This window comes from Phycisphaerae bacterium (genome assembly GCA_024102815.1).
In the GTDB taxonomy this organism is placed as follows: domain Bacteria; phylum Planctomycetota; class Phycisphaerae; order UBA1845; family UBA1845; genus JAGFJJ01.
In genome coordinates this window covers 190,861-217,721 of record JAGFJJ010000006.1, presented here as the reverse complement: position 1 = coordinate 217,721, position 26,861 = coordinate 190,861, and the positions used below count along the sequence as shown (strand labels likewise).

The window sequence follows — 26,861 nt, the reverse complement described above, 5'->3', positions numbered from 1 at the left end:
GCGTGTGGTGAACGCGTTCAGCGTTGGATCGGGTAAGGAGTTCTATCCGTACGCGTATCCGCAGACGCCGACGACGATTCACGCGCCGACGCCTCCGTCGCCGGCGCTGTGTCCGACGCCGCCGCTGCAGTCCGCGTTGAATCCGTAAGCCTTGGAGTAATCCTTCGGGTCGGGGCGGGCACTCGCCCGCCCCGCCTCGGGGGTGCACATACGAATCGTCAGGTCTAACGGGTGTGTTGTGAGGTACGGAAAAACGATGGTCAGGAAACCGGAAGGAGGGTAGGAAGGAAAGAGGTCCCGTTCACAGCTTGCGGGGCGGTCCGGTACGGACGAAGATTGCCGCGGAAGCGTGTGGAACGGTGCGGAGAGGGAAGAACAGTTTTTGAGTCTGAGGGCGTTTGTAGAACATTGTGTCCCTGAACTTTTGGAGGTACGGAAGATGAGTTTTGGCAAGATGTGTAGGTGCTCCCTGGTGAGCATCGCGGTTCTCGGGCTGGCGGCGGCCGGGGCGAATGCCCAGCGGTCGGCGACGCTCGACCTGGTCCCCGTCGGCGTGGTCGGCGGTAACCCTCCGGGCACGGTGATCGCTGGTAACGACATCACCATCCCGGCGGGCGGCGTGACCGTCGAGTTCGAGATTATCATGTCGTGGAGCAACTCGGGCCTGCTGCTGGGCACGGCCGGTTGCAAGGTCGACGCCACGACCGGATTCGCCTCCGGCGTCGGCGCCCCCCTCACCTGGTTGAACCAGGGCATTGCGGGTACGGGTGCGGGCACGCAGACCGAGGGTGCCTATCAGGCCACCCAGATCTGCCTGTTCAGCGGTCGTCCGGGCTGCCCCTCGCCGGGTACCCCGGCCAGCGGTCAGGCTGCCTGCAACGCGGGTGATCCTGGCGACGGCCCCTGCGTGGGTAATCCGCGTTTCGTGCTTCAGGAAGCCGCGCCTCTGACGGCCGTGGCGTTCCTGATCCCGGATTATGAGTTTGTGGTTGTGTCGCAGTCGGGCGGTTCGACGTTCGGCGGCACGAATGAGTACATGGCGACGACGAAGTTTGCCGTTCCGGTGGCTGCCGCCGGTACCTACACGATCGATTTCGTGAAGGACCCGCTGTCGACGTATGCCGCTGACGACAACGTTCTGGACATTCCGTACGGCCCGGCGACGGGTTCGTTCGACTTTGTCAGCCCCGGCCGGATCATCATCCCGACCGGTGCCTGCTGTGATTTCTCGGCCGGTACCTGTACCGAGAATGCCACGTCCGCGACGTGCCAGTCGCCCAAGTTGTTCCGTGCAGGCGAAACCTGCGCTGACAACAACGCCAACGGTGACCCCGACGTTTGCGAAGGCTGCCCGAACAACGCCGCCTGCGACGACGCCGACGCCTGCACGACGGACGTCTGCAACATTCCGCAGGGTGCGACTCTTGGTCAGTGCGTGAACACGGTGAACTTCAATACGCAGACGCAGTGCTGCGATCCGGCGACCGGCGCGAAGACCAACCCGGTGGACGGCGACCAGTGCACGCTTGACACTTGCTCGATCACGCCTCCGGGCCCGAACGCCGGTGATGGTCGTGGTACGGCGAGCAACCCGGTCAACGAGGGTGGTTCCTGCGATGACGGCCGCGGCTGCTTCATCAATGACACCTGCCAGGCTGACGGCTCGTGCGCGGGCGAGGACATCAACGCGATCGCCTGCTCCGATGATTCGCAGTGCCCCGATCCGTCGAGCGGTTGCAATCTCGACACCGGATTCTGCGAGTGCTCGGAAGACACGCCGCTGTGCGTGGAGTTCACCCCGGGTACGGCGCCCGATCCGAACTGTTATGAGTTCGGCGAGACCGTGAATGCCACGATCCACATCGGTGCCGGTTCGGAACAGGTTGCCGGTGGTCAGTTCCTGCTGGACTATGACCCGGCTTGCCTGGACTTCCAGTCGATCGCTCCGTGCGATGGCAGCGTGTTTGATAACGTCGTCACCGTCGAGGTGGATGAGGCCGCCGGCCGCATCTTCTACGCGGTGAGCAGCGCGGTGCCCATGCCGGGCAGCCCGATCGCGTTCGACACGGGTCCGGCCGACATGGCCTGCCTGACGTTCGTGAAGACGGCCGACTGCGATGCCTGCGATATCTGCCTGATCAGCGAGAACCCGCGGAACACGTTGCTGTCGAACACCGACGGCAACCGCGTCCCGCTGGCCTCCTGTGGTTGCAGCAAGCTGGTCAAGGGTAACGGCGAGCTGACGCTCACCACGCCCGATGGCGGCTCGTTCAACCCGGATTGCAATTCGACGCAGTACCACACCACGTGGGCGGCGCCGGTTGCCGAGGACTTCTGCGACGGTCCGGTGGCGGTGGATTGCGTGGCCGAGCATGATGGCGGCCTGCCGATCAGCCAGAGCACCATCCTGAACGGTGGCGCGCTGCCGCAGGGTACGACGTTCTTCTCCTGCACCGCGACGGATAGCTGCGGTGACTCCGTGACGAACGTCTGGACGGTTGCCGTTTCCTCGCAGCACGCGTTGGATGTCGAGGTGCACCTCTCGCCCGAGATGGTGGCGCCGACCTTCGAGCGCTGCATCAACTTCGATCTGTACACCGACTGCTCGAGCACGCCGGAGACGGTGTGTGAGACGATCACGTTCGGTGGTCCGCTGAACTTCGATGATCACGGCAAGGCTTCGCTGAAGATCACGAAGGAGAACTATGCTTGCGTGGCCGCGCAGGACATCCTGCACACGCTGCGTGCCTGTGCGACGCCGACCTGCGATGGTTCGGGTCCGTGGGAGCTGGTGTACAAGGGTGATCCGCTGCTCGGCGGCAACTGGCTGCAGGGTGGTAACCTTGACGCCTGGAAGCCTGGTATCGGCTTCAGCGATGCGAACGTCATCAACATTCTCGACTACGTGATGTTGATGAGCGAAATCGCCAACGATAAGTCGTACCCGCCGAACGGCAGCACGGCGTGTGACCTGCAGACCTGCACCGCAGCCGGTCCGCACGGTGACATCAATGCTGACGGCTTGGTGGACGCGGTCGACTTCTCGTTCGTGCTCGACAACTTCCTTGCGAACAGCAAGGATTGCTGCTGCCCGGCGCCGACGGCTGGCGTCGATGCACCGCGCACGTCGATCACGGTGAAGGAACTGCGGGCGATGGGTCTCGGCGACATGGCGAGCGCCGACCTCAACAGCGATGGTGTGATCGACATGGACGACATGGCCCTGTTCATGCAGGGTGTCGATCCCACGCCGGTCATGGATCGCGGCGTCAAGACCCGCGGAACGAGCCGCTAAGACGGTTCGGACTGGTCTTAACCCCCGGGAATGCCCTTGATTCCCGCGGGTAGAATCACGGGGCGGTGCATGGTGAATCCTGCCATGCACCGCCCTATTTTATTGGGGGCGGAAGCGTCGAAGGTCACCGGCCGGGAGCGCTGGTCAGCCGGCCCATGCCCGGTCTGTTTGACCCCGTGTTTCCGCCTACTTAGACTCCAGAGGATACCTGACTCCCACCCGCGAGGGTCTACTTCTTGGCGGCTTCCAGCATTGTTCATCACTGTGGACTGTTCGGTGTGTTCGGGCACGCCCACGCTGCGCAGATGACGCGCCTCGGACTTCACGCCCTCCAGCATCGGGGACAGGAATCGGCCGGGATCGTCTCCAGCGACGGCAGCGCCCTGTATCGACACGCCGGGGTGGGACTGGTCAGCCAGGTATTCCAGGGCACCGAAATCGAACGGCTTCCGGGGCGCGCGGCAATAGGACACGTGCGCTACTCGACCACCGGTTCCCCGACGGCGGTGAATGCGCAGCCGCTGCTGTTCTCGTTTGCGGGCGGACAGGTGGCGCTGGCCCACAACGGGAACCTGATCAACGCCGCCCTGCTGCGTCGTCGCTTCGAGGAAGTCGGCAATATCTTCCAGACCACGAGCGACACGGAGGTCATCATCCACCTGCTGGCCAAGCCGGAGCTCCAGCAGCACGAGCACCCGCTGGACCATGTGCTGAATCATCTCCAGGGCGCCTATTCTCTCCTGTTTATCTTTCCGGATCGGCTGGTGGCCGTGCGTGATCCCTTGGGCTTCCGCCCGTTGTGCATCGGGCAGACGCAGGGTGGGGGAACGGTCGTGGCGTCGGAGACGATTGCCCTGGACATGGTGGATGCGGCGTATGTGCGGGACGTGGAGCCGGGTGAGGTGGTGACGGTCTCGCAGGAGGGGCTGAGCAGCCGACAGTTCAGCGGCCCGTCGAATGGGCGCGGCGCGGCGTGCATTTTCGAACATATCTACTTTGCCGATCCTTCGAGCAATATTTTCGGTGAGAATGTCCATCTTGTGCGCGTGGCGCTGGGAGCACAGCTGGCTCGAGAGGCGCCGGTCGATGCCGACCTGGTCGTGCCCATTCCGACCTGTGCGACGTGCGCGGCCGTGGGCTACGCGCGGGAGAGTGGGATACGCTACGGCCGGGCTTTCACCACCAGCCATTACACCGGACGATCGTTCATCATGCCCACGCAGGCGGGTCGCGATCTGGCGGTGAAAATGAAGTTGAACGTGATCAAGGACGCAGTGAAGGGGAAGCGCCTGATCGTCGTGGAAGACTCGGTCGTCCGAGGAACGACGACGCGACTGAAAATCGGGGCGTTGCGTGCGGCCGGCGCGACCGAGATCCACCTCCGCGTGGCGAGCCCGCCGATTCGCCACCCCTGTTATTTCGGCATCGACTTCCCCGATCAGCGTGATCTGGTCGCGAACGGCCGGAGCGTGGACGACATCCGCCGGTATCTCAAGGTGGATTCGCTGCACTATCTTTCGCATGAGGGCATGCTCTCGTGCGTGCAGATGCCGAGGGAGAAGTACTGTTCGGCGTGTTTCTCCGGGGAGTACCCGATGGACGTGGACGAACCGGTGGAGAAGTTCGCGATGGAGCGCGTTCAGCTTCGGATGTTCACCTGACGTCGGTTCGGCTGACGGTCGGATTTCGTCCAGTGTAGAATCCTCCCGAGTGCCGGCGCGGTATCGGGAGCCCTGCTCGGAAGCTTCCTGCTCATGGCGCATCCGGCGCTAATGACCCCAACGGAACGACCGTCTTGATCAGCTACAAGCAAAGCGGGGTGGACATCGACGCCAAGGTCCGTTGGGTCGAGTCCATCGAATCGGCGATGCGGAGCACCTACGGCCCGCGCGTTCCGAAGATGCCGCACGGGCTTTTTGCCGGGGCGTTCCGGCTCGATTACGACGAACAGCTCTTCCGCCGCAATTATCGCCGTCCGGTGCTCCTGGGATGCACGGACGGTGTCGGTACGAAGATCCTGCTGGCGCTGCAACTTAACCGGCTGGAGACGATCGGGATTGATCTCGTGGCGATGAGCGTGAATGATCTCGTTGCCTGCGGGGGTGAACCGCTGTTTTTTCTGGATTATCTGGCGGTGAACAAGCTGGAGCCGCGGCGACTTCTGGCCGTGGTGGAAGGGATCGCGGAGGGCTGCCGCCAGGCGGGTTGCGCGCTGCTCGGCGGCGAGACGGCGCAGATGTCCGACCTGTACCGCGAAGGCGAACTGGATATGGCCGGTTTTGCCGTTGGCGTGGCCGAGCAGGGGCGCGTGATTGACGGGTCACGAATTCGCCCCGGTGACCTGCTTGTAGGATTGTCTTCAAGCGGCGTTCATTCCAACGGCTACACTCTGGTGCGTAAACTGATTGCTTCGAGCGGCATCAACTTGGCCGAGACGTATCCGGGGCTGGACGCTCCGCTGGGTGACGTGCTGCTTCGCCCGACGCGGATTTACGTGCGTGCCGTGCAGGCCGTGCTGCGGAGCTATCGGCGGAAGCGCGTGGTTACGGGTCTGGCGAACATCACCGGCGGCGGGCTGAAAGAGAACGTTGGCCGGATCATGCCGCCGCGCTGTGAAGCGATGATCGAGCGGCGGAGCTGGACGCCGCCGACGATCTTCCCATTCCTTCAGAAGCTTGGCGTTTCGCGGGCGGAGATGTTCAAGGTTTTCAACATGGGGATCGGATTCGTGTTCATCGTCCGGCCGGCGTTCGTGAAGGGCGTGCTGCGATCGCTGAAGCGAGTGGGCGAAGAGGGCATCGTTATCGGCAAGGTATCTCGCGGGTCGCGACGCGTGCGGCTCGTTTAAGCAAGGAGCTACGCATGAGCCAGCAACCACTTCAGGGACGTCGAGTTCTGATCTTTGCGGGCGACGAATACGAGGATCTGGAACTCTGGTATCCGAAGCTCCGACTGTCCGAATCGGGGGCCGAGGTCGTCGTGGCAGGTTCTGAAGCGGATGCGCGCTACTCCGGCAAGCACGGGTATCCGTGTCGATCGGACGCATCTGTTGCCAAGGTTCGCGCCGAGGATTTCGACGGCCTGGTCGTTCCCGGTGGATTCATGCCCGATAAGCTCCGCCGCGACGAGAAGGTGCTGTCGCTGGTTCGTTCATTCCACGAGGCGGGCAAGCTCATTGCGGCGATCTGCCACGGCGGGTGGATTCCCATCTCGGCCGGCGTGTATCGCGGCGTTCGTGTGACCGGATCGCGGGGCATCAAGGACGATCTGGTCAACGCCGGGGCCACGTGGGAGGACGCAGCGGTTGTCGTTGATCGGCACTTCATCTCCAGCCGGAGTCCGGACGATCTGCCCGATTTCTGTCGAGCGATCATCGCCGCGCTGAAGAAGAGCCCGTGAATTGCGGAAAAGGGCACTTCTCGAGAGCAGTGGCACGCCTTTCGATTGCTTACGCGACCGCCGCCTTCGCCAATTCCACGCTCACACGGGTCGACACACCAGGTTCCTGCATGGTGATGCCGTAGAGGCGGTCGGCGATGTTCATCGTCCACTTGGAGTGGCTGATGACGATGAACTGCGATTCGCTGCAGAATTCTCTGACGATGCGGTTGAAGCGTTCGTTGTTGGCTTCGTCCAACGCGGCGTCCACTTCGTCCATGATGGCGAAGGGGGCGGGGCGGATCTTGAAGATGCTCATGAGCAGGGCGATGGCCGTGAGCGACTTCTCCCCGCCGGACATAAGGGAGATGACCTGCAAGTCCTTGCCCGGCGGTTGGGCGACAATCTCTATGCCGGACTCGAGCATGCTTTCCGGGTTCTCGAGGACGATGTCGGCCTTGCCGCCGCCGAAGAGCTTGCGGAACATGGCCCGGAAGTGCTCGCGAATCTGGTTGAATGCGGATTCGAAGCGATCCTTGGATTCCTCGTTGAGCCGCTCGATCAGTTGCTGCAACTGCCGCCGGGATTCGACGAGGTCATCGCGCTGCGTCGCGAGGAAGCCGTGGCGCTGCTCCAACTCCTCGAGTTCGGTGATCGCATCGAGGTTGACGTTGCCCAGGCGGCTCATCTTCTGGCGAAGCTCGTTGATCTCCGCCTCGACTTCGGCCCAATCCTGCTCGGTGTGCTCATACTCGGCGTAGCGTTCTGCGAGGTCGATGCTCATCTCCTCGCGGACGCGGGTGACGAGATCGTCGCGGCGGACCGTCGTCTGCCCAAGGGAGAGCTGTCGTTCATGCAGCTCGGCCTCGGCCGTTGCGAGCGCGGCGCGCGTATTGCGGATCTCGTGGGCACGGGCGTCCATTTCGAGACGGAGGTCGTCACGCTGCCGGCGGAGGCGCTGAATCGTGTCTTCGAGGCGCTCCACATCGGCCTGAAGTCGGGCGATCTGCTCCGCTCCCGCTGTCGCCGTCGACTCGGCTTCCGTCATTCGCTGCCGACAGCTTTCGATTTCCTGCGTCGCCGCCGCAAGGGCGTTTTCCAGCTCCCTGAGGCTGCGCTCCAGTGCGGCGATGCGCTCCTTGGCTCCCGATTGCCGTTCGGCGATCTGCCCCGCTTCGACTCGCGCGGTTGTGAGGCGGTCCTGGATCTCGCGGCGCGCGGCAACGATGCTGTCGATCCGGTTCTGGTGCTCGGCGATGCGCGCCTCTTGCTCCGCGTTTTCCCGCTCGATGGCCTCGAGTGACCGGCCGCTCTGCTGTGATCGTTCCATTGTCTCGCGAATCTGCTGCTCCAGCATCTGCGTTTCGTGGGCGATGAGCGGCTGCTCCTCGGTAAGTCGCGTGACGCTTTCGCCGATCTTCTCCTGAGCCGTGGTCGCTTCGACCTTGGCCGTGCTCAGCTCATAGATCGCGGTGCGGAGTTCCTGTTGCACGCCGTCCAGGTGGTCGAGCTCGGTGCGGGCACGTTCGAGCTGGTCTGCGAGTGAGGTGATACGTTCAGCCAGGATGGCGAGCTGGAGTTCAATGTCGCGCAGCTCGCTCTTGCGGGAAATGAGTCCGGCGGCGGTGGTGGGCGGGCCGACCGCGATCCGGCCGTCCGGCTCGACCAGCTCGCCGGAGAGCGTCACAAAGCGATGCCCCGTGATGTCCTCCCTGGCGAGCGCCAAAGCGTGATCCAGTCGCTCCACGACAATCGTACGTCCGAGAAGATGGCGTGCCAGGGGCTCGAAATCGGCATGAAAGCGGACGAGGTCAATCGCCCGGCAGACGAATCCCTCACGGTTGTCGTAGCTCTGTGGATCGTTAATGATGGGAGGGAGCAGATCGAGGCAGTGCGCCGTGAGCCGTCCGGGCGGCTCCCCGTGACCGGCCATATACGAAAGAAACGCGCCGCTTTCCCGAACGACCAGATACTGATCCCAGTCGCCCAAGGCGGATTCGATGATGCGGGCGTGGCTTACGTCGGTTTGAAAGACGTCGGCGACGAGGCCGGCGGCCCAGTCCAAAGTCGATGAATCCGCGCTCTGCAACTTCTCGTCGAGGATCCGGCGAACGCCCGCGCCGACACCTTCCATATTCCGCTCAAGATCTTCCAGCACCTCGCGTCGCGAGGTCAGGGCGCTGCGCCGTTCCTTGGATTCAGCCAGCTCTTCGGCCAGGCGACCCACCAGTTCGCGAGCGTGGTGGGCGGCGATCTTCTTCTCCTCGAGTCGCCGCGTTTGTTCTTCGATCAGGCCTTCCACTTCGCGGGAACGATGCTCGAGAGCGGACTTGCGCTGGAGCAATTCCTCCAGTTCCGACCGGATCTGGACGTCGCGTTCCTGAAGGCGGCCCTGCTGACCGACCAGGGAATCGTGGTGGGTGTTGAGGCGGATGATCTCGTTGTGGGTCTGGGCGCTGCGGCGGACGAGTTCAATGATGCCGGATTTCTCGTCCTCGAGCACGGCTTGTGCCTGGCTGAGTGTGCGGGCGTGGGCCCGGTCCTGCTCGTCGGCCTCGGCTATACGCCCCCTGATTCGCTCGGATTCGGACTCAAGGTCTGAAAGAAGCATCCGCGCGGCGACGATGTCGCCCTGTTGCTGGGCGATGCGCCGGGCATCGGCCTCGCGACGCTGTTCCGTTTGTTCGAGCTGTCCGGCGAGCTCCTCGCGGCGGCGGCGGGCCGATTCCACGCGCTCCTGCTGGGCGGCCAACGAGGACTTTCCAGCGACCAGCTCGGCTTCGGTCCGGCTGATTTCCTGCATCAGCTCGTCCAGCCGGGCGGATGCCGTGAGGCTCTCCGTCTCGCGACGGTCAATGTCCGCCCGCAGGCCGGTCGTCCGGTCCTCCGCATCGGCTACTTCACCCGCCAGACGCTGAAGTTCCAGGGTGAAACGGTGAAACTCCGCCATGGCGTAGGCCGAGCGGAGCTCGTTGAGTCGCTGTTCGTATTCTCGGTAGTTGCGGGCTTTGGCCGCCTGGATCTTCACACTTCGAAGGCGTCGCTCGACCTCCTCGATAATGTCTGCGACGCGGAGGAGGTTCTGCTCGGCGCGTTCCAGCTTGCGCTCGGCTTCCTTGCGGCGAGCCTTGTATTTGCTGATCCCCGAGGCCTCGTCAAAGATGGCGCGTCGATCGGCCGGACTGCTCTGAAGCAGACCGTCGACCCGCCCCTGTTCGATTACGGAATAGGACTCGACTCCGACGCCGGTGTCCAGAAAGAGCTCGCGCACGTCCTTGAGGCGCGTTGGCTGCTGGTTGAGCAGGTACTCGCTTTCCCCCGAGCGGTAGAGCTTTCGCGAAACGGTGACTTCCTCGTGGTCGACCGGGAGGGTGTGGTCGCGGTTGTCGAATACCAGGTCGACCTGGGCGACGCTGCTGCTCTTCCGCGAACTCGACCCGTTGAAGATCATGTCCAGCATCTGCCGGCCGCGAAGCGACCGTGCGGACTGCTCGCCGAGTACCCACTTGAACGCGTCGACGACGTTGCTCTTGCCGCAGCCGTTCGGGCCGACGATGCACGTGATCCCCGGACCGAAGTCAAAATCGACCCGGTCGCAGAAGCTCTTGAACCCGGCAACGGTAATACGCTTGAGGAACATGGGGTCTGTGCCACCTCCCTGTGACGAAATCCGCCTTCCGTGGCGACGGTTCTCCTCCAGCGCCGCTCGTACAGGCGCCGCGGCCAAGCGGAAAACCTACCATGAATCATCGGGTCCGGCTACAGGAAAACGTGAAGGCATCGACCCCCGGGACGCGCTCGGGAAACAGGGGAAGTGGCTTTGGAAGCGGGTGCGGTTTCGTCCGGTCGCCACGCGGGCTAGGCAGGTAAATCGCGGGCCGAAAGAGCCTTGTCCACGGGAGGCGGAAGCGCCTCGTCGGACGCCTCGGCCGCTTGCGTTGGCTCGTGACGCTGGGCGTCCCCCGCGTCGGACAGCAGGCGCATGGCCGCCTCGGGGATGCGCTTCAGGCGCTTGAACGAGCCGGGGTTCTGAATGCTCAGGTAGGCCATCGTTCCGGTATAGAGAGTAATGACCAGGAAACAGGTCACGACAATGGGTGACAGCACGGACTGGGTAAGGATCCGCTTGCGTCGATCGGCCGACGTGATGATCTCGTCGATGGAATCCAGAATGGGCAGGCCCAGACTGCGGGCCACTTCCGTCGAGCTTCGGTAGACATTGTCGAAGACTTCGGCAAGAACGGTGAAGACGGTCCCCGCGGCAATGCCCGCCAGGACCGCCAGGAGCAGGATTGTCGTCGATTTCGGATTGACCGGAATGACGCTCCCGCGGGCAGGCTCGCCGGGGCTGAATTGGAGGAAATGTCCGGCCTCCACCGCCTGGATAGCGGGCTCGACGGCGGCGATGGAATTGAGCACCTGCTGATGCCTTCGACTGGCGAGTACGACGCGCTCCTGCACGTCTGCGAACTCCTCCTGCCGCTGGAAGAGTTCCGAGCGGGCCTGCTTCAGGCTGGCGATCTTGTCCTCGACCGTTTGAATGGAAATGGCGAGATTGGCGAGCTTGGACCGCTCCGCGGCGATTTCCACGACGAAGCGGTCGAGAGCCGGGTTTCGCGACGCGGCACTCGCCGTTTCACGAGCACCCGGTCCGCTCGGCGTCATTGCCACTTCCACCAGCGATTCCTGCTGCCGGTCGAGCATCCGCAGGGTTGCGTCGCGTGTCTCGCGCAGCTTCTGGATTTCAGGGTGCAGATCAGTCATTCCCCGCGTCACGCGGAGGTCCTCGATCCTCGAATCGAGGTCGGCCAGCTCCTTCTTCAATCGCGACGTTTCGGCGTCCTCCAAGGCAGTGCTGCGGGCCGGTGGCAGCGGCATTGGACCAACGGATGGCGGTGCCTCCGGTGGTGCTGTGGCATCGGCCTGGAGCTGCTGGTAGGCCGCCAACTGCGATTCGTGCTCCCGTCGTTGGAGGATCAGCTCCCGGCGGGACAGCTCCAGCTGCTCGATCTGGGCCGCAAGAGCGCCTGGGTCTTCGATGTTCACGTGTGGATTGGCCAGTCGCCACGCGGTTTCTTCTCGTCTCGCGCCCTTCAGTTCCTCGCTTGCGGCGTCGGCCTCGCGTTGGAGGTAGGCCCGCTGGCGCTCGAGGAAATCGTGGGTCCAGTGCAGGCTCTTGCGAATGTACGTCTTTTTCAGCTCATCGAGCAGTCGCGGGCCGATCGTAGGATCCGGGCCGTTGTAGCGGAGCTGGATGATATCGAGATGCTGAGTGGGTGATCCCGTCGTGATGGTGATGGTCGGTGCCAGTGCGGACGCCAGGGCGGCGCGGCGCTGGAGGCCGGCCGGTGACCATGTTCCGTCGGGATTGCGAAACGCCGGGTCAATAAGGTCCATCCCCTCGACGATCTCCATCAGTCCGCTTGCTGATGTCAGCTCGCGCTCCAGCGCGTTCGTGTAGACCTTGAGGGAGTCGGTGCGCGGTGCTCCGGGCAGTTCCATGATCAGTGGATCGTTCTGCCTCTCGAATGACGTATAGGCCGAGTACGTTCGCGGGTAGCGAAGACTCAGCAGGAATGCCGCGCTCGTGACCAGGCAGAAGGGCACGAAGAAGGCCCAGCGATGAAGCGAGATGATCCGCAGAAGATCGTGCAGGTTGCGGCGAATCTCGGCAAATGGACGGTCATCGTTAAGGGCGCCTTCCGGGCGCGCCGTAGCAGGAGCGACGGGTGGTCGCGCGGTCGGAGGCATGTCAGCGGGTTTGTTCACGTTTCAGACTCGATCGGTTCTTTTCGGACCGGTCCCCGCCGGTCCGCAACGTCGACCGGTGGTGTTACGAACGGTCGGCGCACCTGTACCACTGTGAGTTTTTTCGGACGGGTGGAGGGATCGCTTAAGGTGCCGAACGCGGGATTCCGGTAATCCGGTCTGACCGCGGGTTTGTACGCGAGGAGACTCGAACCTTGGTAAGGAGCGGCACCGATATTACCGGACCCACAGCACCGGCGTTCTGTTCGAGTCGTTGGCGACCCGGGGCCCGGGACCCGTCGTGAGACTTCTGTAGAGCTGCTCATAGTTGCGCAAACAAGCTCGGAAAGAGTAATGGGCCGCCCGCTGTCGGGCCGCATGGCCCATGCGCGCCCGAAGACCGCTGTCCTCGGCGATTTCGAGCATCGCCGCCGCAAGCCCGGCAATATCCCCGGCTGCAACGACTCTTCCTTCGCAGCCATCGCGAACGACGAGAGCGTGGTCGCCGACGTCCGTCGTGATGACGGGGCTTCCGGCGGCAAGTGCTTCAAGCAGGGCATTGCTGAGACTTTCGGACCGGCTGGGGCAGACAAACACATCCATAGCGGAGAGCCACTTCCACACGTCATTCTGCGCGCCGACCAAATGCACGCGCCCGGCGATCCCCGATTGTGCGGAGCGAAACGCCAGCTCGGGACGCATGGGCCCGTCGCCCACCAAGACAAGATGCGTTTCCGGATTACCGGAGGCTGACGTGAAGGCTTCGAGGAGTTGATCCGGTCCCTTGATCCATGACAAGGAGCAGACGGTTCCGAAGAGCACTGCTTCGCTCGGCAAACCCAATTGGTTGCGCAAGGCATGACGGACGCGGCTGTCCGTCGCATGACCCTCCGGATCGACACCGTTCGTCAGTACGGCAATACGATCCGCTGGTATCCCCGCGCGGCGCGCGAGCAACCTGGCGCCTGATTGGGCCACCGTCGCGAAGTGAGCGCCGCACCATCGGCCAAGTCGCGCTTTGCGCTCTTCGTGGATGTCCAGGTCAGCGGCGCGATCCGTTCCGTGAAATCCGAGCAGCAGTCGGCACCGCCGCATCAGAAGTGATGCGGCGATCGCGTCCGCCCAACACCCGATGCCCCTGGCATGAAGCACGGCCGGCCGCAGCTGTCGCAAGTGTCGGGCGAGTCTCCACCAGGCCAAACGGGACGTTCCCCGCGCGTGCATCGGAAAACACGGAACGTCGTCCGGCAGTCGAGCAGACAGATTGCCGGCGTGACGCAAGGTTACGACGGCGTGCCGGAATCGGCTGCGGTCGAACTCGCGCAGCAGGTGGACGAGCATGCGTTCCGTTCCTCCACCCTCAAGGGTGTGGATGACGTGGCAGATCAGGGGCGTTCGCGGTTCAAGCGGCGCCATAGCGAATACCCGGGGAATATGCGGACTCGGGGAACGGCGATGTCGCGGTTGAAGCCAGCAACGGTTCTTCGGCCGCCGGATCGGCTGCAAGTGCGCGGATCTCGTTGGCGATGACACGTCGTTGACACAACGGAAGCACGATGATCCACCAGAATGATTCACAGGTGAACCGGTCCGTTCCCAACCCGGAGACGAAATACGTAATCAGCGCGACGAGCAGGCCATAGGCGATGATTCGATGCTCCGTGCCGTGTTCCGTGAATCGAGCCAGCCGGTAATTGAGGTAGGCCAGGCGGAGTGATTCGACAAGGATAAAGAAGAAGAGCACGCAGCCGATAATGCCCAGTTCGGTCGCGCACATGACGACCGTGTTGTGCGGCGCCCGACCACTGTAAGCCGGAGCGTATTGACCGATGACGTTGGGGAAGTTGCCCAGCCCGATGCCCAGCGGATAATCGGCGATGATCTGCAACGAGGCGGCCCGGATGTCGGCGCGGGCCATCGCGGCCGCGTCCAGGTTCAACGCGGCAGGATCGGCCAGGGTTCCGATGCGTTCCCAATAATGCGCGTCGGTAAGATAGAAGCCCATCAACCCGCCGCAGACCAGCAGTACGCGAAGGCGATATCGCATGTCTTTGGGCACCAGCACGAGGGCCGCAATCAACCCCGCCATGAGGCCGACGAATGCCGACCGCGTACGGCAGAGAATAATCGCGTTGACGGTCAACGCTCCCGCGACGAGGGCAAATCCCCGCCCCCGCCAGGTCCTGGCAATGAGAAAAGCGACGCCGATCAACGGGAGCATGGCCGTGAGGTGGGCCGCGGCGCCGGAGGATGTGGCGATGTCCGGACCGCCGAACACCTCGAGACGCCCCTTGGAGAACGCGTGAGCAGGGGCGGTGAAGGCATCCCAGCCAAGGTAGAAGCTTCCCGCGACGATGGTCCAAAGCGCCAATTGGAAGTTGCCGCGCGTCGTCGCAAGGCGCACCAGGATCAGCACAAAGACCTGCAGCTTCCAGAATTTCTCGAAGGAACTGGAAGCACTGAAGCCGAAGCCGGTGCCCATCACCGTGTTGAGCACGGCGATGAACAGCAGTCCGAAGATGATCCACTCAATGCTGGAAATCGCCGGGCGGATGATCGGAACTCGCCGCCGGGCGAGCAGGACCCCCGCCAGCGTGAAGATGGCGGCCAGGAGAGAGAAGCGCATGCCCGTGGCCACCAGGGGCTGTCCCCACCACATGGCGGGTGGGTTAAGCTGGTAGACCATCATGTAGTTAACCACGCCCCAGATGGGGTTCACCAGCGCGGCAACGCAGGCCGCCCAGAAGAGCACGAAGAAGAGAATGGACTTGAGTGGCCACATGGGCTTCGGGGCACAATGGAAGTCGCGGTCCGGAACGGGGCGCGTACCGCCGGCGCGTCCGAAAACGTCACTCCAGTACGCTTTTCGACCGGGCGTCCGCGAATCTGAAGGTGAGCGCGACGCCTCGGCGGTAAAGTGGGAGCGTCTGGCGGGTCTCCAGGGACCGATTGAAGCCGGAGGCTTCGCTCGCTAGCCTGCTGGGCCGCTGGAGCCGCATGGGCGGTTCCGCATGGGTGCGAGCATTGAACACGAAAATGGCGGAATCCCAAAAACAAAGCCATCTGCTGAGTACGCAGAGCGAGCGCGGGCGCTGGATCTGGCCGATCCTGATTATCACGGCCGGCGTTGCCACGCATCTCCCAGCATTGGGATGGGGGTTTTTCTCGGATGATTACGGACACCAAGTCATTCTGAGGGGGCTGACGGACCACGACACCATGCGGCCCTGGAGTCTCTACGACTTTGGCGACTTCCCCAAACCGGACGAATCGATGTGGAAAGTGGGGACGTTTCCGTGGTGGACATCCGCTAATTGGAAGATTCGCTTCTACCGACCCGTCGCCAGTATCTCGCTTTGGTTGGACCACGCCGTCTGGGGTAACTGGGCCGTCGGCTATCACATTGCTGGATTACTGCTCTTCTCCCTGGACCTGCTCTTGGCGTATTTCCTTTTCCGGAAGCTGTCAGAGCGGAGGGGCGTTGCCCTGCTCGGGCTGGCGATCATGGCGGCGAGTTTCTCAGCGCTCCTGCCCGTGGGCTGGCCGGCGAATCGCAATAGTCTTTTGGCCCAGATGTTCATGATCGGGGCGCTGCTCGTACTGATACCGCCTCGCGGGCGACCGTTTTTTTGGGGGCGTTGGGTTGTCGCCTGTCTGCTGGGCGTGCTGGCCACCATGTCCAAAGAGTCCGGCATCGTGACGTTCCCGCTCCTGGGATTGGCTACGCTGCCTTGGAAAAGGCTCCATGGCGACGCTGCGGACGGGGGGAAGCAGAGACCGGCCCTGGTACTCCAGAAAGGCTCGTGGCCGGCATCGCTGTGCAGTCTGGCCGTGGGGATCCTTTACCTGCTTGGGCTTGCCGCGGCCGGCTTCGGCGCGCGGGGTCTGTTCTATACCACGCCATGGCTGGAACCGGGTTTGTATATTGAGCGCGTACTTGTATTGCTGGCTACGGCTCCGCTCACCCTGATCGGGTTCTTCAGCACCGATCTCTTTCTGGAGCGCTTCCGCCTGCTGCTCCTGCTGGCCCCGATTTGCCTGCTCTTCTCGATGATTCTGGTGGCCGTTTTCTGGCGCGTCTTGCGGCGACATCGATACGCGGCCTTTCTGTTCGCGTGGTTCGTGCTGGCGATTCTCCCGCAGGGGGGCGCGCCCACCTCCGACCGCTTGTTGTTCGAAGCGTCTCCCCCGGCTTCGCTCTTGCTGGGCATATTCCTCCATGGCGTTTTGTCGGCGAGTGGCCGATCGAGACACGGTCGGGCGATGCGTATCGCCGCGTTGATGATCGTGGTGTTTACGATTCCGGGCCAGGCGTTGGCCAAACTCGCGGTCGGGGCCTGGTTGGGAAAGGCAACGGAAGCAACGCGGGAAGCGGTCATCACCGCGGAGGTCGGGCCCGAGAAACTGGGGCAACGCGAAGTATTCGTGTTGCAGGCGCCCAATTCCGTGGTGTTGCTCAATGCGATATCCACATGGGTCGTAGAGACGGGCGATCGAGATGTGCGCTTCTGGCCGATGCAATACGGCGGCCGCGGCCTTGTCTGGCGACGGATCGACGATCGGACGTTTGAATTGGAGTCCCTCGATCGACCGTTTCTCACCCACCTGCTGGAGTCGGTCTTCCTGACATCGGGTGATCCGCCGCCGCCGGGTACGCACTGGGAGACGGCGTTGTTCCGCGTGGATGCGATCGATGGCGGCACGGCCGGGCTGCGGTCGATTCGCGTGAGCTGTCCCGAGTCCCTGGATACGCCCCGCTACCGATTTCTGATCTGCCAAAAAGGGAAGCTGCGGTCTGTCGAGCCGCCGCCGGTCGGGGCGTCGCAGGTCATCGATGCCGTTCCGGCCCGAGCGGCCCAATTGCCATAGCTTCGGGGCGACGAGAACGCGCAGAGTCCTTTGCTTGACTTCACCCGATTTGGAATCGATGCTGCGTGGCTGAGTTCTCGTTCGCCGTTCGATCGTTTCCGTACCGCACCCTTTGGGCGGTCCCGCCTCCGGAGCCCACGATGAGCCCGCACGACCACGCTGAGCACGAGTTTCAGGAGATCGTTCTCGCCCCGGCCAAGCCCGCCCAGCCACTGCCCGTCAAGGACCTGCGGTGGACCTGCGATCCGAAAGCGCTTCCGTTCGCATCCACGGCCGACATCGAGCCGTTGATCGGGGTGATTGGCCAGGATTCGGCAGTCGAGGCGCTGCGCTTTGGGTTGGAGATTCATGCACCGGGCCAGAATGTGTACGTGCGCGGACTATCGGGCACAGGGCGCATGACCCTGGTGCGGGGTCTGCTGGAGGAGACCCGGCTGGAATGTCCGGAGGCGAGCGATCGATGCTATGTCAACAATTTCGCGTCCCCGGATCGTCCTCGTCTGATCACGCTGCCGCGAGGGAAGGCACGCTCCTTCCAGCGGCGGATCGACGAAATGGTCGACTTTATCCGCGACCGTCTCGAACCGACGCTGACCTCCGAACCGATGCAGGTGCGCCGGGCGGCGCTGGAGCAGGCTACGCAGAAGGAGATCGAGCGCATCACCCAGCCCTTTGAAGAAACGGTTAAGCAGGCGGGATTGGCGCTGGTGAGCATCCCTTCGGAGCCGGTGGCGCAGGCGGCCCTGTTTCCAACGGTGGAAGGCCGTCCCGTGCCGCCCGAGGAATGGGAACAACTGCAAAGCGATGGGGCGGTGACCAAAGAGCACGCCGAGCAGATCAAGGAGAAGCATGATGCATTTCTTCCGCAACTCCGAGCGGTACTTCGCCAGGTCAACGAGGTGCGCCGGCGCCATGTCGAGGCAATGAACGGGCTCGCGGAGCGGACGATTCGGTCGGTGCTCGTGGAATACGTGGAGTCGATCTCGGCCGAGTATTCGCAGCCCGAGGTGAAGGCGTTCCTGGACGAGGCAGTGGATGAGGTGGTCACGCTTCGGCTGCGAGGCGTGTCCTTTGACGAGGAGCAGGCACGACGTTTCGGGGTGAATGTACTATTGTGCCGCAGGGAGGGCCACGCGTGCCCGATCGTCGTGGAGAACACACCGACGATTGGCAATCTACTCGGCTCGATCGACCAGCGATTCGATATGCGCGAGCGCGGGCGTTCGGACCACATGATGATTCGAGCGGGGGCCATCCTTCGCGCCGACGGAGGGTATCTTATTCTGGATGCTCTCGACGTACTTCGCGAGCCGGGTGCGTGGAAAGTGCTGGTCCGGACGTTGCGGACGGGGCGGCTGGAGATCATGCCTCCGGAGATGGTCTTTCCGTGGTGGACGCCGGGACTGAAACCTGATCCGATTGATGTGAACGTGAAGGTTGTTCTGCTGGGTGGATACGACACGTACTACCTGCTGGACGGGTACGATCCTGACTTTCCGCATCTGTTCAAGGTTCTCGCCGATTTTGACAGCGCCATACCACGCGATGACAGAGCAATGGCACAATATGGCGGCGTGCTGGCGAGAATCGTGCACGATGAAGGGCTGGTGCACTTTGATCGCGGGGGCGTCGCGGCGCTGATCGAGCATGGGGCCCGAATCGCAGGGCGCGGCGTGCATCTGACGACGCGTTTCGGACGTCTGGCGGACATCGCCCGCGAGGCATCGTTCATCGCGCGGAAGGAGGGAAAGAAGCAGGCGGGTGCTGCGGAGGTGAAGGACGCCATCTTGCGCTCGAAGCGCCGGGCGAGTCTGCCGTCAAAGCGCTACCGGGAACTTCTGGCCGGCGGGAAGATCCGTGCCAGCGTTACCGGCGCGGTGGTGGGGCAGGTGAACGGACTGGCCGTGATTCACGCCGGTCCGCTGACGTACGGTTTTCCCACACGCATCACGGCAACGATCGGTCCGGGTACGGCCGGCGTCATCAACATCGATCGCGAAGCCGATCTCTCGGGGGCGATTCACACCAAGGGATTCTATATTCTGGGCGGGCTGCTGCGGCATCTGCTGCGTACCGAACATCCGCTGGCGTTCCATGCCAGCATCGCCTTCGAGCAGAGTTACGGCGGCATCGACGGCGATTCGGCTTCCGCGGCGGAGATCTGCTGTCTGCTCAGCGCTCTGACGGACGTGCCGCTGCGGCAGGATCTGGCGATTACAGGGGCGATCGACCAGATGGGGAACATCCTGCCCATCGGGGCGGTCAACGAGAAGGCCGAGGGTTTCTTCGACACGTGCAATGATCTGGGCCTGACGGGCACGCAGGGCGTAATCGTTCCGGAGACCAACGCGGACGACCTGATGCTGCGCGAGGACGTTGTCGAGGCCTGCCGGAACGGACGGTTTCACGTGTACGCGGTGAGAGACGTTCGCGCGGCACTGGAAATCCTGACGGGTCTGAAAGCCGGCGAACCGGATGTCCAGGGCATTTATCCCGATGATTCACTCCTGTCCGTGGCGGCCGCGAAGGCTTTCGAATACTGGATCAAGGCCACGCGCAGCGTCAGCGACTTCCTCGCGCCGCCCGAACCTGACGCGGAAATGCCGGAGGGCGGTGACGAGTCGAATGAAGCATCTTGAGTCCCGCGGAGACTTCGGCCATTTGGATCAACCACCCTGAGTGAAGATCAGACCTGTGCCGCCGACGGCGAGCAGTACGCCAAGCACCGAACGTGCGGTAATTCGCTCGCCGTGAAGTACAGCCGCAAAGGGCAATAGGAAAATCGGCGTCATGGAGCACAGCGTCTGGGCGATGCCCAGGGGGGCTCGGTCGGACGCCACAAGCGACATCCATACGCCCAGAAAGGGGCCGACGACGGCGCCGCACGCGGCGAAGGCGAGTCCGCTGCGCATGCTTCCCGCGCGGGAGTTGCCAATCCCTTGCGGTCGTCGCGCGCGGCGATGATGGATGAGCGCGAGGGGAATCATGCCCAGCCCGGCGAACGTCATGCGAACCAGCGTAGCGGTTTGCGGCGCGATGTGCTCCTCCGGCGGCAGCCAGCCGTGGCCCATGCCCTGCTTGCTCAGAAGAAGTCCGCCTGCCTGGCAGATGGCGCCGACCAGCGCGAGGACGCATCCGCGAATCCGGCCCTGCGACTGCACCGCCATCGTCACGCGAGGCCTCTCCAACACCACCCAGACAATTCCGAAGATGGTCATGGCCATGCCCAGCAACGCAAGCGGCGCCAGTCGTTCGCCAAGCACGGTCCAGCCGAACAGCGCGGCCCAGAGTGGAGACGAGGTCATGACCAGCATGGCGAGTCGCGGACCAATGGCGCGAAACGCGCTGAAAAGTGCCTGATCGCCGACGGTGAGTCCGACGAGACCGGAAATGGCCAGGAAGGCCGCCTGTCCGGGCAACACGTCCGGCAACCAGTATCCGTTCAGCAGGCGATGTGTCACGCCGAGCAGGACGATCGCGAAGGCGATGCGCGTTGTGTTGAGGATGGTTACTCCGAGCCGGCGCGCGGCGGCGTTGAAGAACAGCGACGTTGCCGTCCAGAGCATGGCCGTGGCCACGCCGGCAGCATATCCAACCAGCACTGCGGAATGCGATTCCATCAGGGGGAGGATTATATGGCCCGCCGGGCAGGTCTGATAATCCGGCGCGACGGTGCGTCGCACGCGGGTCACGGCGGACGGTGTTCAATTCCGATTCCGTCGATTCAGATTGTCGCAGTTTGTTTCGTACATTTGCGATGTGGACCCATCGTTTCCGGGCCGGGGAAGTCCCATATCCGCCCCGGTCTGTGTTATGGAGACCATCGTGAAGAAGCGTCCAAAGAACCGCGACAATCGAAGAAAAGGCCAAGAATCCAAGAAGGAATCGGAAGAGCAGCGGAACCCCAGTCGTCCGTCTTTTCGTGTGGAGACGCTCGAGCCGCGCATTTTGCTGTCAGCAACGTGGGTGGGAACGGATGGGGACGATACGCACGATGGAACGGATGCGGCGGATCACCTCGAGGGTCATGGCGGGAACGATGTTCTCCACGGTGGTATCGGTGACGACATTCTCGACGGCGGCGGCGGGCACGATCAACTCTTCGGCGACGAGGGGAATGACATCCTGATCTCCGGTGGCGGGGACGACGTCCTTTCCGGCGGCGGCGGGGATGACACGTTCCAGTTTACCGGCGCCCAGGCCGGAGATGTCATAACGGTCACCGGCGGCAAGGGCAACGACGCCCTTGACCTTTCCGGATTCCACAACGACCAGATCACGGAAGGGGATTCGTCGCTGACGGTCGATCTCGGTGAAGGCCAGACTTTCACCATCAACCACTCCGGAATCGAGAGCATCGTTACAGGCGACGGTACCTACACGCCGGGCTCGGTGGGGGGAATCCCGGTTTTCAACGGTGGTGAGAGTGTCGACGATGCGGCTCCGACGGCCGACGCGGGCGCGGATCAGACCGTGGATGAGGGCCATGTTGTAACCCTCGATGCGTCGCACAGCAGCGATCCGGAAGGGCAGAGCCTGACATTCCACTGGACCCAGACCTCGGGCCCGGCGGTTTCACTGAATGATGACACCGCAGCCACGCCGACATTCAGCTCGCCGGATGTGGACTCGCCGACGACCCTTACTTTCCAGGTTGAAGTGAGTGACGGAACGTCGTCACATATGGATACGGTCGATGTCCTCGTCAACCCGGTAGCTGACGTGGATCCGCTGGATTCGGGCTTGGTCGGCCATTGGACCTTCGACAGTGATACGACGGACGCCAGCGGAAACGGTCACGACTTGACTTGGCAGGGCGCCGACGGAGATGAACTCCAGGCCGGCCATGTGGGCAGCGGGGCCATGTCGTTCGACGGCGAGAATGACCTGCTGCGAACCCCGGACGGCGACGCCATGCAGGTCGGCGGCGACTATTCGTCGTCGGTGTGGATCAATCCCGAGGCCACGCAAAACGACTGGGCGGGGATCTACACCCGAACCAGCGAAGACGGATTGACCAATCACTACAACCTGCAATTCGACAACTCGGCCGATCGCAATCTTGTCGTCTATCATAACGGCAACAACCGCTGGGACACGGGAATCGATCTCGATGAGGTGCAGGGCGACTGGCACCACGTGTCCATCGTGCGCGAAGGCGATACGATGTCGAGCTTCCTCGATGGCGAACTCGTCAAGTCGGAGACCTTCGGTGTTGATCCCGGCAGCGGCAACGGCCATTTCTTGGTTGGCGCCGAGCGGACGGGAAGCTCGGATTATCTCTATTCCGGACAGATCGATGATTTGCGTGTTTACGACCATGCCGTGACCGCTGAGACGGTCGCACAGCTTGCGGCCATGGGGCCGGTCGCTGAGCCGGTACATGTTGACGATGCGCCCACAGCGCACGCCGGCGACGATCAGACGGTCAACGAAGGTGATGTTGTCACACTTGACGCCTCGCACAGCAGTGATCCCGAGGGGCAATCGCTGACCTACGAATGGGTCCAGACGAGCGGCCCGACAGTGACGCTGAGCGATGCCCATGCGGCGAATCCGACCTTCACTGCGCCGGAGGGCGTGTCCAACAGCGACATGACCTTTGAGCTGCACGTGAGCGATGGAACGAACACGAGCGTGGATACCGTGAACGTGACGGTCAATGCCGATGACGACGCGCCCACAGCACACGCCGGCGACGATCAGACGGTCAACGAAGGTGATGCCGTCACGCTTGACGCCTCGCACAGCAGTGATCCCGAAGGGCAATCGTTGACCTATGAATGGGTCCAGACGGGCGGGCCGACAGTGACGCTGAGCGATGCGACGGCGGCTAGTCCGACCTTCTCTGCGCCGGACACGACGGGAATCTCGCACCTGACATTCGAAGTCACCGTGACCGACCCCGGCGGCGCCGCGCATACCGATACCGTTGAGATCGACGTTCACGATCCGGCCGAGGAAGCATACGTTCACGGGCTTACCTACAGTCAATTCAAGAATCTTAGTGCCGATCAGGTGGACTATCTGACGTCGGACCAGATTGCGACGATCCCGAATCAGGACTGGCTGGGGACGATGAGCGCCGAGGCGCGCGGGTCGTTTGATGAGGCGCAGGTTCAGGCGCTGGACGTCGGCAGCACAGGCATCTCGCTGCTCACCGCGGATCAACGAGGATGGCTGACACAAGACCAGGTGCAGGACCTGACCTACGGCCAGTTTCAGTACCTGAATGGAGATCAAGTCGACCACCTGACGCCCGACCAGATTGCGACAATCCCGAATCAGGACTGGCTGGGGACGATGAGCGCCGAGGCGCGCGGGTCGTTTGATGAGGCGCAGGTTCAGGCGCTGGACGTCGGCAGCACGGGGATTTCACTGCTGACGCCCGCGCAGCGCGAGTGGCTCACGGAGGATCAGGTGCAGGACCTGACCTACGGCCAGTTTCAGTACCTGAATGGAGATCAAGTCGACCACCTGACGCCCGACCAGATTGCGACGATCCCAAACCAGGACTGGCTGGGGACGATGAGTGCCGAGGCTCGGGGTTCGCTGGACGAGGCGCAGGTTCAGGCGCTGAATGTCGGGAGTACGGGGATTTCTCTGCTCACGCCGGACCAGCGTGAGTGGCTGACGGAGGATCAGGTACAGGACCTGACCTACGGCCAGTTCCGGTACGTTAACGCCGAACAAGTCGAATATCTGACGCCCGAGCAGATTTCGACGATCCCAAACCAGGACTGGTTGGGGACGATGAGTGCCGAGGCTCGGGGTTCGCTGGACGAGACGCAGGTTCAGGCGCTGAATGTCGCGAGTACGGGGATTTCTCTGCTCACGCCGGACCAGCGTGAGTGGCTGACGGAGGATCAGGTACAGGACCTGACCTACGGGCAGTTCCGGTACGTGCCGGTATCGCACATTGCGGATTTGACGCCCGCTCAGATTGCCACGATCCCCAATACGAGTTGGTTCAACACATTCAGCGCCGACCAGAAGGACGCACTCACACACGAGCAGATTCGCGCCCTGAACACGAATCTGGGCGGCGTGACGCTGAATGGAACAAGCGGCAATGATGTGCTGACCGGAGGAACCGGTGTCAACAACATCATTGGTCGAGATGGTGACGATGTGCTCTCCGGCGGCGACGGCAACGACGTGCTCGACGGCGGGGTCGGTACGGACGCCATGGAGGGCGGGGCCGGTAACGACCTGCTCATCGCTGGCGGCGGCAATGACGTGGCCGGCGGCGGAGCCGGCGACGACACCTTCACGGTCGAGAATCCACAGGATGGCGACGTCTACACGTTTGACGGCAACGAGGACCACGACACGATCGACCTGAGCGCCTATGCCTCATCGTCTGTAACGATGGGCGCCGGTGAAATGACTGTCGATCTCGGCAACGGCCAGTCCTTTACGATCCACCACTCGAACATGGAGGAGGTGATCTTCGCCGACGGTGCGATGGAATTGAGCTACGACGCGGCGCCCATCGTTGACACTCCCAATGTCGATGCCGGGCTGGTCGGCCACTGGAACTTCAATGAGGGTGCCGGGCTCGAGGCAGCCGACTCCGTCGGCGGTACGATCGGCACGCTGACGAACATGTCGGGCTCGGAGTGGAACGGCGGACTCGAATTCGACGGCGTGGATGACTACATCCACCTGAACGAAGATCTGAGCCCCACACTTGGCGGAACCGCGACGGTCAGCGCATGGATACGCACAACGCAGACGGGCGCGCCACAGTCGTACTACTCGCCGTCGATCATCGGCAATGAGCAGTCGGGCGGCACCAATGACATTCGCTGGGGCTTCATCGATAACCAGGGCCGCATCGGCATGGGCGTGGGTAACGATACCGGTGCCCGCAGCGCCGAGGCGGTCAATGACGGCGAGTGGCATCATGTCGCTTTCACGCGCAACGCCGATACGGGCGAGGTGGCCGTCTATGTCGACGGAGAACTCTCCAGCACCTTTGCGGGTACAGCCGGTACGTTCCAGTCGCCACTATTCGACATCGGCCGGACCGTTGATTACAACGATGCCCAACCCGAAACCAGCTACTTCCAGGGTTCTCTTGATGAAATCCGCGTTTACGATCGAACGCTGAGCGCCGCGGAGATCAGCCAGCTCGCGGGAATGGATGTGCCGGGGGCCGAGGTCGATCAAAGTCCGATGGCAGATGCCGGGGCGGACCAGGTCGTGAGTGAAGGTGACCTTGTCACGCTCAATGGAAGTGGCACCGATCCCGAGAGCCAAGCGATCACCTATCAGTGGATCCAGACGGATGGACCGTCGGTGACCCTGAGTGACGCATCGGCGTCCAACCCGACCTTTACAGCTCCGGATGGCGCGGGTGGAAGCGACGTGACCTTCGAGCTGCACGTCAGCGACGGCACGAACACCAGCGTGGATACAATGATCGTCAGCGTGCAGCATCCTGCTGAAACGCCCGAAGATGCGGGAGTTGTCGCGGAGGAAACGCCTCCATTGTCCACGCCGTATGCTTACCCCGATCAAGGTGGCATCAACACGGTTTCCGCGAACGATGGCAACGACGTCGCTCACGATGCTCCGGACACTGAACCACCGGGCGACACGACTACTCCCGTCCATGGTGAACAATCCAATGCGGACGGTAGTACCGATACCACTGTTGAAACTCACGACTTGACTACGGAGGACGCAAAGCACGACCGGGTCGCTCCGACACCCTCGGTCGTCGATAATGGACCGACCGGCGACGGTCCCCAGGCTGATGGTCCTGAGACAAGCGAATCAGATTCCGGGGCCCCGGCCACCTCTTCGATGTGGGACGGAAACGAACACCTCGAGGTGCTCGATCCGACGACAGACTTTGCGGAACATGTCGAACTTGCGGTGCCGGAGACAGATGATCAGCCGGACTTCGCAGCGTCGCATCCCGGCGACACCGCTTATCAGGTGACGCGCGAATTCGCCGTGGATCATTCCAGCCCCCTGACGCCGTCCGATCATGTGGAGATCGCCCAGCTCGGCGGCCAGAGTGCTGCGGACGTCTTCCACGAGGTGACGTTTGCGTCGCCGGTAGTCAACAGCGGTGCGCCGACGACTGCTGCCCAGTTGACATCCAGCGACGTCGAGGATGCCGCCGTCTCGACCGCGCGCTTCCGGGACGAGCCGGGTGGTCCGGCCGTATCTCGTCACGACAACGACGAGCCTCTTCCCGCCAACGCACCTGGCGATTCCAGCGTCGGCGAGGTCGCCGATCCCCATGAAGGACAGGCCGTCGAATCCGGTGTGGCTGCTATGGCCGCGTCAGGAGGATTTCTCGCCCGCTTGTGGGGAGCGATTCGCGGGTTCGGTGGCTCGTTACGCCGCGAGGATGAAGAACTCGCCACGCGGGAAGGACGGGGGCGGCGGCGCTAAGGAGGGCACGAATACCGGACCTTTGTCTGGGCCCGGGATCCTGTTCGCCCCCGCGAACTCCGGCATCCGATAACCAGGAGGCTCTGGCTTATCGCGCAACATCAGACTGCCGAAAAGTAACAGAGAGATATCCCCTATGTGGAGTCAGTCTATCCAT

12 protein-coding genes are annotated in these 26,861 nt (G+C 62.9%); 7 read left to right on the top strand and 5 right to left on the bottom strand.

The features are described 5' to 3' along the window. Positions 1 to 439: 439 nt before the first annotated feature. From J5J06_02140 to J5J06_02125, 4 genes are all read left to right on the top strand, one after another. Complete coding sequence (locus J5J06_02140) at positions 440 to 3,295, top strand: hypothetical protein (protein ID MCO6435870.1); 2,856 nt, start codon at positions 440 to 442, stop codon at positions 3,293 to 3,295. A gap of 236 nt (positions 3,296 to 3,531) precedes the next feature. After that, complete coding sequence (locus tag J5J06_02135) at positions 3,532 to 4,956, top strand: amidophosphoribosyltransferase (GenBank protein ID MCO6435869.1); 1,425 nt, start codon at positions 3,532 to 3,534, stop codon at positions 4,954 to 4,956. A gap of 134 nt (positions 4,957 to 5,090) precedes the next feature. After that, complete coding sequence (locus tag J5J06_02130; GenBank protein ID MCO6435868.1) at positions 5,091 to 6,143, top strand: phosphoribosylformylglycinamidine cyclo-ligase; 1,053 nt, start codon at positions 5,091 to 5,093, stop codon at positions 6,141 to 6,143. 14 nt (positions 6,144 to 6,157) lie between these two features. Beyond that, positions 6,158 to 6,694, top strand: coding sequence for a type 1 glutamine amidotransferase (locus J5J06_02125; protein MCO6435867.1), 537 nt, complete (start codon positions 6,158 to 6,160; stop codon positions 6,692 to 6,694). 49 nt (positions 6,695 to 6,743) lie between these two features. Here J5J06_02125 and smc read toward each other — a convergent pair whose 3' ends face one another. The 4 genes from smc to J5J06_02105 all read right to left on the bottom strand — a co-directional run bounded on the left by smc (position 6,744) and on the right by J5J06_02105 (position 15,203). Further along, on the bottom strand, positions 6,744 to 10,313 hold the full coding sequence (smc, locus tag J5J06_02120; protein MCO6435866.1) for a chromosome segregation protein SMC: 3,570 nt from the start codon (positions 10,311 to 10,313) through the stop codon (positions 6,744 to 6,746). Between the two features lie 218 nt (positions 10,314 to 10,531). Next, on the bottom strand, positions 10,532 to 12,442 hold the full coding sequence (locus J5J06_02115) for a hypothetical protein (GenBank protein MCO6435865.1): 1,911 nt from the start codon (positions 12,440 to 12,442) through the stop codon (positions 10,532 to 10,534). A 216-nt stretch (positions 12,443 to 12,658) separates the two neighbouring features. Then, on the bottom strand, positions 12,659 to 13,837 hold the full coding sequence (locus J5J06_02110; protein MCO6435864.1) for a glycosyltransferase: 1,179 nt from the start codon (positions 13,835 to 13,837) through the stop codon (positions 12,659 to 12,661). Further along, entirely contained in the window at positions 13,824 to 15,203 is a 1,380-nt protein-coding gene (locus J5J06_02105) for an O-antigen ligase family protein (protein MCO6435863.1), read from the bottom strand. The genes J5J06_02110 and J5J06_02105 overlap by 14 nt, the downstream gene beginning before the upstream one ends. Positions 15,204 to 15,457: 254 nt before the next feature. Here J5J06_02105 and J5J06_02100 point away from each other — a divergent pair, with 254 nt between their 5' ends. Both J5J06_02100 and J5J06_02095 read left to right on the top strand, forming a co-directional pair. After that, on the top strand, positions 15,458 to 17,290 hold the full coding sequence (locus J5J06_02100) for a hypothetical protein (protein ID MCO6435862.1): 1,833 nt from the start codon (positions 15,458 to 15,460) through the stop codon (positions 17,288 to 17,290). 140 nt (positions 17,291 to 17,430) lie between these two features. Then, entirely contained in the window at positions 17,431 to 19,929 is a 2,499-nt protein-coding gene (locus J5J06_02095; protein MCO6435861.1) for an AAA family ATPase, read from the top strand. 27 nt (positions 19,930 to 19,956) lie between these two features. On the opposite strand, the gene J5J06_02090 is transcribed toward J5J06_02095, so the two are convergent. Continuing rightward, the gene (locus J5J06_02090) at positions 19,957 to 20,982 is read right to left on the bottom strand and encodes a DMT family transporter (GenBank protein MCO6435860.1); all 1,026 of its coding nucleotides are present in this window, start codon (positions 20,980 to 20,982) and stop codon (positions 19,957 to 19,959) included. Between the two features lie 133 nt (positions 20,983 to 21,115). Between J5J06_02090 and J5J06_02085 the strand changes: the two genes are divergently transcribed. Continuing rightward, the gene (locus J5J06_02085; protein ID MCO6435859.1) at positions 21,116 to 26,704 is read left to right on the top strand and encodes an LEPR-XLL domain-containing protein; all 5,589 of its coding nucleotides are present in this window, start codon (positions 21,116 to 21,118) and stop codon (positions 26,702 to 26,704) included. Positions 26,705 to 26,861 lie beyond the last annotated feature (157 nt).